Origin of the sequence: Leifsonia sp. NPDC058230 (assembly GCF_042882245.1) — a bacterium.
Taxonomy (GTDB): Bacteria; Actinomycetota; Actinomycetes; order Actinomycetales; family Microbacteriaceae; genus Leifsonia.
The window spans coordinates 1063522-1077099 of record NZ_JBHVWM010000001.1 but is presented as its reverse complement, the minus strand read 5'-3'; the positions used below and the strand labels follow the sequence as shown (position 1 = coordinate 1077099).

The window sequence follows — 13578 nt, the reverse complement described above, 5'->3', positions numbered from 1 at the left end:
TTTTCTTTTTCTCCCCTCTCCTTGCGGGGGTTTCGGGGCTGCGGCCCCCCCGCTCGCCCCGCCGTCCCCCGCCCCCCCCCGCCGCCCCCCCCCCGCCCCCCGCCCCCCCCCCCCCCCCCCCCCCGCGACTCGAGGGCGCTGAAGACGGAGTCAGCCGGGTCAGGCGGTGACGGATGCGGGCGCGGCCAGGCGGGCGGCCACCAGCTCGGCGATCTGCACCGCGTTCAGGGCAGCACCCTTGCGGAGGTTGTCGTTACTGATGAAGAGCGCGATCCCGCGGCCGTTCGGAACACCTTCGTCTTGGCGGATACGGCCGACGAAGCTCGGGTCTTTGCCCGCGGCCTCGAGCGGGGTCGGCACGTCGGTGAGCACCACTCCGGGCGCGCTGGCGAGCAGTTGCTCGGCGCGGGCCGGCGAGAGCGGCTTCGAGAACTCCGCGTTGATCGCGAGCGAGTGACCCGTGAACACCGGGACGCGCACGCAGATGGCGCTCACGAGCAGTTCCGGCAGGCCGAGGATCTTGCGGCTCTCATTGCGGAGCTTCTTCTCCTCGTCGGTCTCGTTCGCGCCGTCGTCGACGATCGAGCCGGCGAGCGGGACGACGTCGAACGCGATCGGGCGCACGTACTTCACGGGAGCGGGCATCTCGACCGCCGACCCGTCGTGCACGAGCTGCAGCAGGTTCTCGTCGGCGATGGCCGCGCGCACCTGACCCGCGAGCTCCTCGGCGCCGGCCAGACCGGATCCGGAGACCGCCTGGTAGGTGCTCACGATGAGGCGCTCGAGGCCGGCCTCCTCGTGGAGGACCTTCAGCACGGGCATGGCGGCCATGGTGGTGCAGTTCGGGTTCGCGATGATGCCCTTGCGTGCATCCGCGATCGCCTCGGGATTGACCTCGCTGACGACGAGCGGGACATCCGGGTCCATGCGCCAGCCGCTCGAGTTGTCGATGACGATGGCGCCGGCCGCGGCGAACCGCGGTGCCTGTGCCTTCGAGCCGGTGGCACCGGCCGAGAACAGGGCGATGTCGATGCCGTCGACGTCGGCCGTGGCGGCGTCCTCGACGACGACCTGCTCGCCCCGGAACGGCAGGGTCGTGCCGGCCGAGCGGGCCGATGCGAAGAACCGGATGTGCGCGATCGGGAACTCCCGCTCTTCGAGCAGGCGGCGCATCACGCTGCCGACCTGGCCGGTGGCGCCCACGACGGCGACGGTCAGTCCTGTGGTCTCGGTCACGATGATGTCCTCCGGATCGGTGGTGTTGAGAAGTCGAACGATGGAGGCGCCCCGGGGATTCCCGCCGTGGCGCGATTCGCGGCTAGCGGCCGGTTCCGGCGTAGACGATGGCCTGGGTGTCGCCGTCGAGCCCGAAAGCGGTGTGGACGACGCGCGCGGCCTCATTCACACTGTCGGCGCGGGTGACGACGGAGATGCGGATCTCGCTCGTGGAGATCATCTCGATGTTGATGCCCGACTCGTACAGCGCGGCGAACAGCTTGGCGGAGACCCCGGTGTTGGTGCGCATCCCGGCGCCGACAAGAGCCAGCTTGCCGATCTGGTCGTCGTACTGCAGGGCCTGGAAGCCGACGTCCTGCTGCTCGGCGTTGAGGGCGGTCAGCACGCGCTGGCCCTCCGATTTGGGCAGTGTGAACGAGATGTCGGTGAGACCGGTCGAAGCGGCCGAGACGTTCTGAACGATCATGTCGACGTTGGCTTCGGTCTTCGCGACGATCTTGAAGATCTGCGCGGCCTTGCCCGGCACATCCGGAACGCCGACGACGGTGATCTTGGCCTCGCTCAGGTCGGTCGCGATCCCGGCGATGATGGGCTCTTCCACGTGTTCTCCATCTTTCTGTCTCGCGGCGGCGGCCGCTGCTTCGTTGAGAACGAGCGTGCCCTCAGTGTTGTTGAACGACGAGCGCACGTGCAGGGTGACGTTGTGGCGGCGGGCGTATTCCACGGCACGGATATACAGCACCTTGGCTCCGGCCGCGGCCAGTTCGAGCATCTCTTCGCTGGTGATGCGGTCGATCTTGCGGGCGTTCGGCACGACGCGCGGGTCGGAGGTGAACACGCCGTCGACGTCGGTGTAGATCTCGCAGACCTCGGCGCCGAGTGCGGCCGCCAGGGCGACGGCGGTCGTGTCCGATCCACCGCGGCCGAGCGTCGTGATGTCTTTCGTGTCGCGGTTGAATCCCTGGAAGCCTGCGACGATGGCGATCGCACCCTCGTCGAGTGCGTCCCGGATGCGGCCTGGCGTGACGTCGACGATGCGCGCCGCGCCGTGCTGCGCATCCGTGATCATGCCGGCCTGGCTGCCGGTGAACGAGCGGGCGTCATAGCCCATGCTGCGGATCGCCATGGCCAGCAGCGCCATCGAGATGCGCTCGCCCGCTGTGAGCAGCATGTCGAGCTCACGCGGCGCGGGGATGGGCGTGACGTCGTGTGCGAGGTCGACCAGCTCGTCGGTGGTGTCGCCCATCGCCGAGACGGCCACGACGACCTCGTTTCCGCCCTTACGGGTTTCGACGATCCGCTTCGCCACGCGCTTGATGCTCTCGGCGTTGGCGACGGACGATCCGCCGTACTTCTGCACGATAAGGGCCACGGGCACTCCTGGGATAGGTGGCTGTCAAAGCCGGAAATCTCATTCTAGCCAAGGCCGGGTGCCTCGCCTGGCATGTGACAGAGGTTCGTAGTGCAGGAGAATTCGACCGCCACGCCGGTGATTCGTCCGTCATGACGGAGGAGTCGGGCTGCCCGGGTCGGGTTCTCCGACTTTGGGGTGGAGAGGGCGGTCGGGTGGCGGGCGCGCGGCCGGGCGGGACGGTCAGGAGACGACGCGGCGGCCCTCGAAGGCGCGCCCGAGGGTGACCTCGTCGGCGTATTCGAGGTCGCCGCCGACGGGGAGTCCGGAGGCGAGGCGGGTCACCCGGATCTCCAGGGTCGTCAGCAGGCGGCTCAGGTAGGTGGCCGTGGCCTCCCCCTCGAGGTTGGGGTCAGTGGCGATGATGACCTCTTGGACGGTGCCGTCGGCAAGCCGCTGCATGAGCTGGCGGATGCTCAGGTCGTCCGGTCCGACGCCGTCGATCGGGCTGATCGCACCACCGAGCACGTGGTACAGACCGCGGAACTCACGGGTGCGCTCGATGGCGACCACGTCCTTCGCCTCTTCGACCACGCAGATCAGGGCCGGGTTGCGGCGTGGATCGCGGCAGATCGAGCATGTCACCTGCTCGGAGACGTTGCCGCAGATCTCGCAGAAGCGCACCTTGTCACGCACCTCGAGCAGCACCTCGGCCAGCCGGGTGACGTCGAAGGTCTTGGTCTGCAGGATGTGGAACGCGATCCGCTGCGCCGACTTCGGCCCGATGCCGGGGAGCCGGCCCAGTTCGTCAATGAGTTCCTGGACGATGCCCTCGTACACGCGCTACCTCGATCCGGCAGGCGGAGCGGCCTGCTCTTCGATGAACGTGGCGCCGAGGATCTCGCGCACGACCGACTCGCCGTAGCGTTGCGGCTCCTGGAAGGTGGGGGTGCGGGCGCCGGAGGCGGGGGCTGCGGATGCGGCCTGCCGCGCCGGTGCAGCCTGTCGCGCGGGCGCGCGGGTCGCCGCCGAGGTGTCGGGAGCGGCGTCCCAGTCACCTGCAGGCTCCTCGGGGAGGGGAGGCTCGTACGGTGGCTCGGTCTCCTCCGGAGGGGGGACGTCGTCGTACGGCGGCTCGTCGTTGCGCTCGAGCGTTCCGACCGCCGAACGGTTCGGGCTCGAAGGAGCCGTCGCCGGACGTGCCGGGGAGGACACCTGCGCAACGGCCGGCGCGAGCACGGCGGTGTCGACGGTGGCGGAGGATGCGCCCGACCCCGGGATCGCGACGGTCGCCCATTCGGTCGTCGCTCCGGATGCGCCCGCGCCCGCAGCCGAGGCGGGAGCAGCCGGGGCCGCAGCAGCCGGGGCCGCCGAGGTGCTCGGAGCGGCCGTCGCGGCGCTGGCCGTCGGCGCGGCGGCCGGCGCAGTGCCCGCGGGAGCGGTCGGCGCTGGGGACGCCGCAGCACCGCCCGGCGCACTCGGCGCGTCCGGCGCCGGTGATGGAGCGCCACCGCCACCGCCACTGGCAGGGCCGGACGGCGCGCCGTCGGCCCTCGCGATGTACTTGACCCGGATGCCGAGGATGTCGACGATCGCCTGCCGGAGGTATTCGCTCACGCCGAGCGCTCCCCCGGACTGCTGCTGCTTGAAGCTCGCCACGTCGTTGTCGCTGGGGAAGGAGAGGGTGAGCACATCCCCGTTGAGCGAGCGGACCTGCGCGGTGAAGACGACCATCCAGGCGCTCCGTTTCGCCTTCTGCACGGCGTCGAGGATCTGCGGCCAGGCGTCTTTGACCTGCTGCGTGGTGACCGGCCCGACGGGGGCGGCGACAGGCGCTTCGGCCGGAGGCGATGGGGGCGCAGGCTCGGGAGCGGCTCGTCCGGGTGATGTCGCTGCAACGGGCGGCGCGGCAGCGGGGGCCGCGGCGGCAGGCACGCCGGCAGCAGCGCCGGCAGCAGCCCCTGCCACAGCCGGTGCGGATGCCCCGGCCGCGACGCCGTCGCTCACACCGACCCGGCGCTCAAGCCGCTCGACGCGGGCGAGAGCACCGCGCTCGGTCTCGTCACTCGACGGCACGAGTACGCGCGCGATCATCAGTTCCAGGTGCAGACGCGGAGAGGTGGCGCCGGTCATCTCGGTGAGCGCGGCGTTGACGATGTCTGCCGAGCGTGAGAGCTCGGCCGCGCCGAACTTCGCGGCCTGCACGCTCATGCGGTCGAGTTCGTCTTGCGGGATGCCGCGCAGCACGGCCGCGGCGCCCTCGGCGCTGGTGGCGGCGACGACGATGAGGTCGCGGAGACGCTCGAGGAGGTCTTCGACGAAGCGCCGCGGATCTTGACCCGTCTGCACGACGCGGTCGACGGCGTTGAACGCGCCCGCAGCATCCCGGGCCGCGATGGCATCGATGACCTCGTCGAGGAGAGCCGCGTGGGTGTAGCCGAGGAGGGCGACGGCGCGCTCATAGCCGACGGTGGCGTTTTCGGAGCCCGCCATCAGCTGGTCGAGCAGCGACAGCGTGTCGCGGGGCGAGCCCCCGCCTGCCCGCACGACGAGCGGCAGGACGCCGGGAGCGACCGTGACGCCCTCGGTGTCGCAGAGCGATTGGACGTATTCGAGCATCTGCGCGGGCGGCACCAGGCGGAACGGGTAGTGGTGGGTGCGCGAGCGGATGGTGCCGATGACCTTCTCGGGTTCGGTGGTCGCGAAGATGAACTTCACGTGCTCCGGCGGCTCTTCGACGATCTTCAGCAGAGCGTTGAAGCCCTGCGGGGTGACCATGTGGGCCTCGTCGAGGATGAAGATCTTGTAGCGGTCGCGGGCCGGAGCGAAGATCGCGCGCTCGCGGATGTCGCGGGCGTCGTCGACGCCGTTGTGGCTGGCGGCGTCGATCTCGACGACGTCGAGGGATCCGCTGCCGTCGCGGCTCAGCTCGATGCAGCTCGAGCACTTTCCGCACGGAGTGTCGGTCGGGCCCTCGGCGCAGTTGAGGCAGCGGGCGAGGATGCGCGCCGACGTCGTCTTTCCGCAGCCGCGGGGACCGCTGAACAGATAGGCATGGTTCACCCGGTTGGTGCGGAGCGCCGTCATGAGCGGCTCGGTCACCTGCGACTGCCCGATCATCTCGGCGAAGGTGTCTGGCCGATAGCGGCGATACAGTGCGGTAACCACCCCCTCATGCTACTTCCCGCGGCCGACATCACCCTGGGTGTCGTCCCCGGCGCTTCCACACCCCGACGAGGCCGGTCAGCGGCCCGGCAGGCTCGAGGGCGCGGAGAGCGCGGCAGCGATCGCCTTCCAGAGAGCGACCCGTGCATCCTCGGTCGCCTGGGCGTGTGCGGAGGCGAGGTAGAGCGGGGTGTACGGGGGCACGTAGAAGACGTGCGTGGCGTCCGGCGCCACGACGAAGGCGTCGCCGACGTGCTCGCCACGGGCCTTCCGCCCGGCGGCCAGCCAGGTGCATCCGTTGGCGAGCTGCTCGTCGTTGCCGGCGCAGCCGAGCACCACGGGCCCCTCGATGTCGCCGAGCGGGAGGACCGCGGCCGGGCTCACGTCGGCCGTGCCCGTCGTACACGGAACCCAGCTGCCGCCGAGGGTCACCACGGGGCTTGGAACCGGGGAGTTGCAGATCAGCCCGGTCGTTCCGGCCGGGGCGATCGCGCCGTAGACGAGGTTCGGAAACGCAACGGCCGCCCAGAGGGCGAGCTGGGCTCCGCGCGAGCTGCCGAAGGTGAAGATGCGATCGCGGTCGACGCCCGGCTGAGTTCGCAGCCAGGATATGGCCGAGAGAAAGGTCTCCGCAGCGAAGGTGTGGCCGGGATCCGGCCGGCCGGCCGATCCGTAGGTCGACAGAGCCAGGGTCGGGTAGCCGAGCGCCGCGAGCTGCGACGCGATGAGGCCGCCCGTCGACAGGCCGCTGTCGGTGTTGTCGAAGAGGATCACCGCCGGTTTGAGTCCGGTCGCCCGAACCGGCGGTTCGAACAGGGAGCCGGTCACCCCGTCGTCGAACACCGCCCGGGATCTCACCGTCGTGCTCAACCCGATCCGGTGCAGGCCCGTTCTGGCGACGGTGCGGGCCCCGATGGACGCCTCCAGGTCGACGGTGATACTCGATTCGCCCCATGTGTCGGCCGACGTCGCAGGAGCGCCCGAATCGTTGGCGAGCGACCAGAACAGGCCCATCCCGTCCGCTCCCGTGAACGGGGCCTCGACGGGCGCCTGTGTCGCGAGGTCGACCATCCCGTCGGCCGGCACCGCGTAGACGGCCTGCGACGACCACACGGATCCCTGGGACACCGTGGCGGTCACCGTGACGAGCTGCCCCGGCGGGAGGGAGCGGATCCGGATGTGCACGGGCTCCCACGCCGCGCTCGGATTGTCGTCGACGAGAAAGCGCGGGCCGACACGACCGGAGGCGGCCGCGCATCCCGAGATCGCGGTGACACTCAACAGCACGGCCGCGAGGGCCGCGAGCAAGCGGGTGAGAGGGCGCAGAGAGCGCTGCGTGGTCATCGCGAAGCCGCCTGCAGCATCTCGATGGCGCGCGCCCAGAAGGCGACGCGCGCATCCTCGGTCGCCTGCGCCGTCGCGGAGGACAGACCCTGCAGCCCGACGGGCACGATCGGCGGTGTGCTGATCGAGTGCCCGGCACCCGGCGCAACGTGGAAGACGTCGCCGGGCCGCTCACCGCGAACTGCGCGGCCCGCCGCAAGCCAGTCGCAGGCGTTCGCGAGGATCTCATCCTTCTCGCCGCACGCGAGCAGGACCGTTCCCCGGATGCGGTCGAGCCGCAACTGCGCGGTGTCGGCGATCGTGCGCGACGGGTCCTCACAGGGCACCGGGAGCCCGTCCGCCGTGAGCACCGGCGTCAGCGCGGCCGAGGTGCACAGGAGCGCTGTGGTGCCGCTCGCCGCGATGGCGCCGTAGATCTGCTGGGGCCGGTTGGAGGCGAACCAGAGGGCCAACTGCGACGCGCGCCAGGTGCCGTAGGTGAAGATGCGGTCGCTGTCGACGCTCGGCTGCAGCCGCAGCCAGCTGATGGCGAGATCGAACGATTCCACCGAGAGCGCGGCGGATCCCGGGATCTGGCCCTCGGGCCCGAACGCGGGGAGCACGAAGGTGGAGAATCCGTTGGCGGCGAGCTGCGCGGCCACGAACGCCGCCGACCCTCCGGCCTCGTCGCCGTCGATGAGCACGACGGCGGGACGAGGCACCTCCCGGTCCGGGTCGGGTTCGTAGTATGTTCCGATCCGCACGTCGTAGGTGGTGCCTCCGGGCGACCCTCCCGCCGTCGTGCGGATGAGGTCGCCGGCGAAGATCGCGCGCGTCGAGACCTGATGGGCGAACCCTGTGCGCCGGACGGTGGTCGCGGCGACCTGGCGCCCGCTCTGCACGGCGGTGAGCCGGATGTCCAGGTCGTCGCTCGCCCAGGCCGTCTCGAGCTCGCCCTGGCTCTGGGAGGGTCCGTCGAGATTCCAGATGAGGCCGGCCGGGTCGGGCTTCGAATACGGAGCGAGGAGCGGACGGGCGTTCCACAGGTCGACCTCGCCGTCCGGCGGAACGGCGTAGACGGCGCGGGAGTGGTACCGGCCGGACTCGGTCTCGGCCGTCGCGGTCAGCACGAGCGGCTGGCCGGCCTGCAATCCGAGGACGGAGATGGCGAGCGGGTCGGTGATGCCGGAACGCAGCTGGGTCACCACGAACCGGGTCGATCCGAGGCCGCCTGCCGACCCGCATCCGGTGAGCCCGACCACCAGCGCCGCGGCCACGGCGGCCGCTGCGACGCGCGCCCAGGTTCGGGGTCTCGTCATGACCGCCCCGCCCTGAGCAGGATCCGGGCGACAGCGTTCCAGAACGCGATCCGCGCCTGCTCGGTCGCCTCGGCCGTCACCGGGTCGGCCAGGTCGATCGGGAGCCCCGGAGGCACGGTGATCGGATGCGCTGCATCCCGGGCACGCACGATCCCGTCCCCGGCGTGGACGCCTCGCACTTCCACCGCCGCGTCGAGCCAGCGGCAGGCGTTCAGCAGCACCTCGTCCCGGCCCCCGCAGCCGAGAACCACCGGACCGCGAATGTCGTCCAGGGCGAAGATCGACCCTCGGTCGACCCTCCCCGCATCGGCCTGGCAGGGAACACCGATTCCGTTCTCGAACGCAGCGGACACGGGGCTGCCGGCCATACAGAGGAGTGCTGTCGAGCCGCCCGACCCGAACGCGCCGACGATCCGGTCGCTGAAGCGAACCGCCGACCAGAGCGCGAACTGCTCGGCCGGCCCGGAGCCGTAGACGAAGATGTTGCGGCCGTCGATGTCGTCGCGCGCGTCGAGCCAGTCGAGCGCGGCCTCGACCGTCGAGGCGTTGATCGCGTTCACGGTCTGCGCCCCGTTGGCCGCTCCACCCGACGGCAGCACGAGCACCGCCGCGCCGAAAGCGGCGAGGAGAGGTGCGACGAAATCGGAGGACGCCCCCGGCGAGGTGTCGTCGAAGACGATGACCGCGGGAGTGCGAGGGCGCTCGATGGATCGGGCGCTGTAGAAGTCGGCGACCGGTTCTGTCTCGCGCCCGCCCGACCAGGGCGGATCGGTTTCCGGCTGCGGTAGCTCCAGGTCGCCCGCAGCCACAGCGGCCTCGACGAACTCCCGGTCGTAAACGCGCGAGGGCCGCAGGTTCGCGCCGAGCCCGTCGAGTCGGAACAGCCGGCTCGCCACGATCCGCCCGCCCTGCACCGCATCGATCGTCACCTCGGCCGTCGATCCCATCCACTTCTCGATCTGGGCGGAAGGACTGAGCTCGGGACCGCGCAACGACCAGAACAGGCCGGCGGAATCGGGGCTCGCGAACGGCGCGAGCTGCGGACGGGCGCGCGCGAGGTCGAGAGTGCCGGAGAGCGGGATCGTGTACGTCGCCTCCGACGACCATCGCCCCTGGGGCGTCGGCATCGAGGCCACCAACCGCACGCGGCTGCCCGGCTCGGCACCGATCAGCTGGAGCGGCACGGGCCAGAGCACGGAGGTGTAGTGGATGAGCGGCGGCGTCACGAAGCGCGGCCCGACCTGCCCGCGCGAGCCGGGCGGTGCCGAGCATCCGCTGAGCACCAGGCCGGCGATGACCGTGAACGCGACGACGATCGCCGCCCGCCGCGCATCCCGTCGCCACCGCATGACCGCACCGTCATCCTCTGGCCGGCTGCTAGCCGGCTCCGACCGCCGTGAGCGTCTGCCGCGCGATCTCGAGCTCCTCGTTCGTGGGCACGACCAGCACCGTGACGGGCGAGTCGTCGGTGGAGATGACGCGCACGCCACTCCCCCGCTGCGCGTTCAGTGACTGGTCGATGCGGATGCCGAGCCCCTCGAGCCCCGCCAGAGCCCCGGCACGCACGGCCGGCGCGTTCTCGCCGACGCCGGCGGTGAAGCTCAGCACATCGAGTCCGCCGAGCACCGCGATGTACGCACCGATGTAGTGCTTCAGCCGGTGCAGGTACGTGTCGAGGGCGAGCCGGGCATCCGGATCGCCGTCGTCGGCCGCCCTCTGCACATCGCGCATGTCCCGGTGGCCCGACAAGCCGAGCAGCCCGCTCCTGCGGTTGAGCAACTCGTCGAGGGCGTTCGTGTCGAGGTGCGCCTTGCGCGCGAGGTGGATGAGCACGGCCGGGTCGAGGTCGCCCGACCTGGTGCCCATCACGAGCCCTTCGAGCGGCGTCATCCCCATCGACGTGTCGACCGAGCGGCCTCCGTCGATCGCGCAGGCCGAGGCGCCGTTGCCGAGATGCAGCACGATCTGCTTCAGCTCGCCGAGAGGCAGCCCGAGGAACTCCGCGGCTTTCTGCGACACGTACTTGTGCGAGGTGCCATGGAATCCGTAGCGCCGCACCCGGTGCTTGTTCGCGAGTTCGGCGTCGATCGCGTAGGTGTAGGCCGCGGGCTCCAGCGTCTGGTGGAACGCGGTGTCGAAGACGGCGACGTGCGGCACGTCGGGGAACGCCTTCTCCGCCGCGCGGATGCCCTCGAGGTTCGCAGGGTTGTGCAGGGGCGCGAGGTCGCTGAGGTCTTCGATGTTGATCTCGACCAGCGGGGTGATGACGGTCGGCTCGAAGAACCGCTTTCCTCCATGCACGACGCGATGACCGACCGCGACCGGCGGGAACTCGTCGAGGCTCGGGCCGTCGGACTCGAACGCGTCGAGCATCGCCCGGAAGCCGGCGGTGTGGTGGGGGATCTCCAGCGAGCGCTCGGAGGTGCCGTTCGGCCCGTCGTGGGTCGTGTGCCCGGCGCCCTCTCCGATGCGCTCGATGAGCCCGCTCGCGAGAGGACGCTCGGTCTGCATGTCGATCAGCTGGTACTTGATCGAGGAGGAGCCGCTGTTCACGACGAGGACGGCGCTCACGACAGCTCCGCCTGGATCGCCGTGATCGCGACGGTGTTGACGATGTCGTCCACGAGAGCGCCGCGGGAGAGATCGTTGATCGGCTTGCGGAGACCCTGCAGCACGGGGCCGATCGCGACCGCTCCTGCACTCCGCTGCACCGCCTTGTACGTGTTGTTGCCGGTATTGAGGTCGGGGAAGATGAACACCGTCGCCCGGCCCGCCACCGCGGAGCCGGGCAGCTTCGCCGCGCCGACCGCGGCATCCGCCGCAGCGTCGTACTGGATCGGGCCGTCGACCGGGAGCTCGGGCGCGCGCTGCCGCACCAGGGCCGTGCCCTCCCGCACCTTGTCGACATCGGCGCCCGTTCCCGACTCACCGGTCGAGTACGAGAGCATCGCGACGCGCGGCTCGATTCCGAACATCCGGGCCGTCTCCGACGACGAGATCGCGATGTCAGCGAGCTGCTCAGCGGTCGGGTCGGGGATGACCGCGCAGTCTCCGTAGACCAGCACCCGGTCGGCGAGCGCCATCAGGAACACGCTCGACACCACCGAGACGTCCGGCTTGGTCTTGATGATCTCGAACGCTGGCCGGATGGTGTGCGCCGTCGTGTGGGCCGCCCCCGACACCATCCCGTCGGCCAGTCCGAGATGCACCATCATCGTGCCGAAGTACGACGAATCGGTGACCGTGTCGGACGCCTGATCGAGGGTGATGCCCTTGTGGGCGCGCAGCTTCACGTACTCCTGGGCGAACCGCGCCCGGAGCACGTCGTCGAACGGGCTGAGCACCTCGGCCTTGGAGAGATCGAGGCCCAGCTCGACCGCACGCGAGCGCACCTCGAACGGCTCGCCGAGGATCGTCAGCCGCGCCACGTTCCTGGCGAGCAGGGTCGCGGCGGCGCGCAGGATGCGGTCGTCCTCGCCTTCGGGGAGCACGATGTGCTTGTGCGCCGCGCGGGCCCGTTCGAGGAGGTCGTACTCGAACATGAGCGGGGTCACCACGGAGCGCGGGCTCACATCGAGACGCGCGAGGAGCACATCCGCGTCGACGTTGCGCTCGAACAGGGCGAGCGCCGTGTCGTACTTGCGCTGCGAGTCGGCAGCCAGCCGGCCGCGGGCGTGGATGATGCGCACGACGGTGTCGTACGTGCCGAGGTCGGTCCTGATGATCGGCAGGGTCGAGCGAAGGCCCGAGATGAGGCGCTCGATCGGCTCGGGCAGGTCGAAGCCGCCGTTGAGCAGGATGCCCGCGATCGACGGAAAGGTGCCCGAGGCGTTGGCCATCAGCACGGCGAGCAGGACCTCGGTGCGATCGCCCGGTACGACGACGACGGCGCCCTCGATGAGTCGGGGCAGCACGTTGTCCATCGACATCGCCGCCACCACGACGCCCAGGGCCTCCCGGGCGAGCAACGCCTCGTCTCCGGCGAGCAGTGTGCCCCCGGTCGCCTCCATGACCGACCGGATGCTCGGAGCGACCAGGAACGGATCCTCCGGGATCGCCCACACCGGCACATCCCGACCGCCGTCGACGGATGCCGACGGCGCGGACGCGGAGACTGCGGCCGACACCGCGGCGACGATGCGATCGAGGTTCTCGGGGTCGGCCCGGTTCGCGATGACGGCGAGCAGCGAGGCGTGCTCGTCGCGCAGCTCGGCCATCGCGATGTCGGTGAGCTGACGCAGATCTTCCGGTGTGCGAGGAGCCGCCTGCCCCAGGCGCTCGCCCAGACCCTGTCCGATGCGACCGCCGAGCACGAGCAGAACAGGTGCGCCCAGGTTGGCCGCGATGCGGGCGTTGTAGCCGAGCTCGGTCGGGCTGCCCACATCCGTGTAGTCGGAGCCGATGATCACGACCGTGTCGCACTTGGCCTCGACCGCGCGGAACCGGCTGACGATCTCGGAGAGCGCGGCGTCCGCATCCGCGTGCACGTCGTCGTAGGTGACGCCGATCGCTTCCTCGTAGTCGAGCGGAACGGTGATGCGGCTCAGCAACAGCTCGAGGACATAGTCGCGCTCCTCCGTGGAGCGGGCGATCGGGCGGAACACCCCCACTCGGCCGACCGCGGTCAGCAGGGCTTCGACGACTCCGAGCGCCACCGTGGACTTGCCGGTGTGGCCCTCGGCCGATGTGATGAAGATCGAACGTGCCACGGGTCAGTCGACCCGTTCGATCGACGCCGACACGGTGGACTCGGTCAACTCGGTAGCCATCCAGCTCCCCTACATCTCAAAGGTGCAACTCACAGCAAACCTACCGTCGGCAGCCGGGAGCGCGCCGGGAAAAGAGGAGCCCCTGTCGGGCGCAGTGGCTTAAATGCAAAGACTCCTCACGCACCCGCCAGAGCCCGGTTACCCTTGCTGCGTTTCCGCCCTGGGGGAGTTGGCCTGGATGGCGCCACGTGAGGAGCCTCGACAAGTGTACCGGATGCCCGTGTCACGACCCGCCCCCGGGAACCGGTAGGATGCTATCTGGCGTTGTTCCGGTCAGGAACGACAATCGCCTGGAGAATTCGCCTAGTGGCCTATGGCGCACGCTTGGAAAGCGTGTTGGGTGCAAGCCCTCGGGGGTTCGAATCCCCCATTCTCCGCCATTTTTTCTCTTCGCTCGAAGCGCCGAGACCCACTG

Annotated in this window: 9 protein-coding genes, 1 tRNA gene and 1 other RNA gene; 1 reads left to right on the top strand and 10 read right to left on the bottom strand. The window is 70.3% G+C overall.

Annotation, left to right across the window (positions count from 1 at the left end):
* Positions 1-159: 159 nt before the first annotated feature.
* From ACFVV0_RS05410 to ffs, 10 genes are all read right to left on the bottom strand, one after another.
* Entirely contained in the window at positions 160-1236 is a 1077-nt protein-coding gene (locus ACFVV0_RS05410; protein ID WP_387059278.1) for an aspartate-semialdehyde dehydrogenase, read from the bottom strand.
* Between the two features lie 82 nt (positions 1237-1318).
* The gene (locus ACFVV0_RS05405) at positions 1319-2608 is read right to left on the bottom strand and encodes an aspartate kinase (RefSeq protein WP_387059275.1); all 1290 of its coding nucleotides are present in this window, start codon (positions 2606-2608) and stop codon (positions 1319-1321) included.
* Positions 2609-2830: 222 nt separating this feature from the next.
* A complete protein-coding gene (recR, locus tag ACFVV0_RS05400; RefSeq protein WP_387059272.1) occupies positions 2831-3427 on the bottom strand; it encodes a recombination mediator RecR in 597 nt (198 codons plus the stop codon).
* Between the two features lie 3 nt (positions 3428-3430).
* Entirely contained in the window at positions 3431-5755 is a 2325-nt protein-coding gene (locus ACFVV0_RS05395) for a DNA polymerase III subunit gamma and tau (RefSeq protein ID WP_387059268.1), read from the bottom strand.
* 75 nt (positions 5756-5830) lie between these two features.
* Positions 5831-7096, bottom strand: coding sequence for an acyl-CoA thioesterase/BAAT N-terminal domain-containing protein (locus ACFVV0_RS05390; protein ID WP_387059265.1), 1266 nt, complete (start codon positions 7094-7096; stop codon positions 5831-5833).
* On the bottom strand, positions 7093-8394 hold the full coding sequence (locus ACFVV0_RS05385; RefSeq protein WP_387059262.1) for an acyl-CoA thioesterase/BAAT N-terminal domain-containing protein: 1302 nt from the start codon (positions 8392-8394) through the stop codon (positions 7093-7095). Before ACFVV0_RS05385 ends, ACFVV0_RS05390 begins: the two co-directional genes overlap by 4 nt.
* A complete protein-coding gene (locus ACFVV0_RS05380; protein ID WP_387059259.1) occupies positions 8391-9743 on the bottom strand; it encodes an acyl-CoA thioesterase/BAAT N-terminal domain-containing protein in 1353 nt (450 codons plus the stop codon). The genes ACFVV0_RS05385 and ACFVV0_RS05380 overlap by 4 nt, the downstream gene beginning before the upstream one ends.
* 28 nt (positions 9744-9771) lie before the next feature.
* Complete coding sequence (locus ACFVV0_RS05375) at positions 9772-10965, bottom strand: acetate/propionate family kinase (RefSeq protein WP_387059255.1); 1194 nt, start codon at positions 10963-10965, stop codon at positions 9772-9774.
* Positions 10962-13103, bottom strand: coding sequence for a phosphate acetyltransferase (gene pta, locus ACFVV0_RS05370; RefSeq protein ID WP_387059252.1), 2142 nt, complete (start codon positions 13101-13103; stop codon positions 10962-10964). Before pta ends, ACFVV0_RS05375 begins: the two co-directional genes overlap by 4 nt.
* 164 nt (positions 13104-13267) lie before the next feature.
* Positions 13268-13364: signal recognition particle sRNA small type (gene ffs, locus ACFVV0_RS05365), an RNA gene on the bottom strand.
* 91 nt (positions 13365-13455) lie between these two features.
* Here ffs and ACFVV0_RS05360 point away from each other — a divergent pair.
* A tRNA-Ser gene (locus tag ACFVV0_RS05360) sits at positions 13456-13543 on the top strand.
* Positions 13544-13578: the final 35 nt, after the last annotated feature.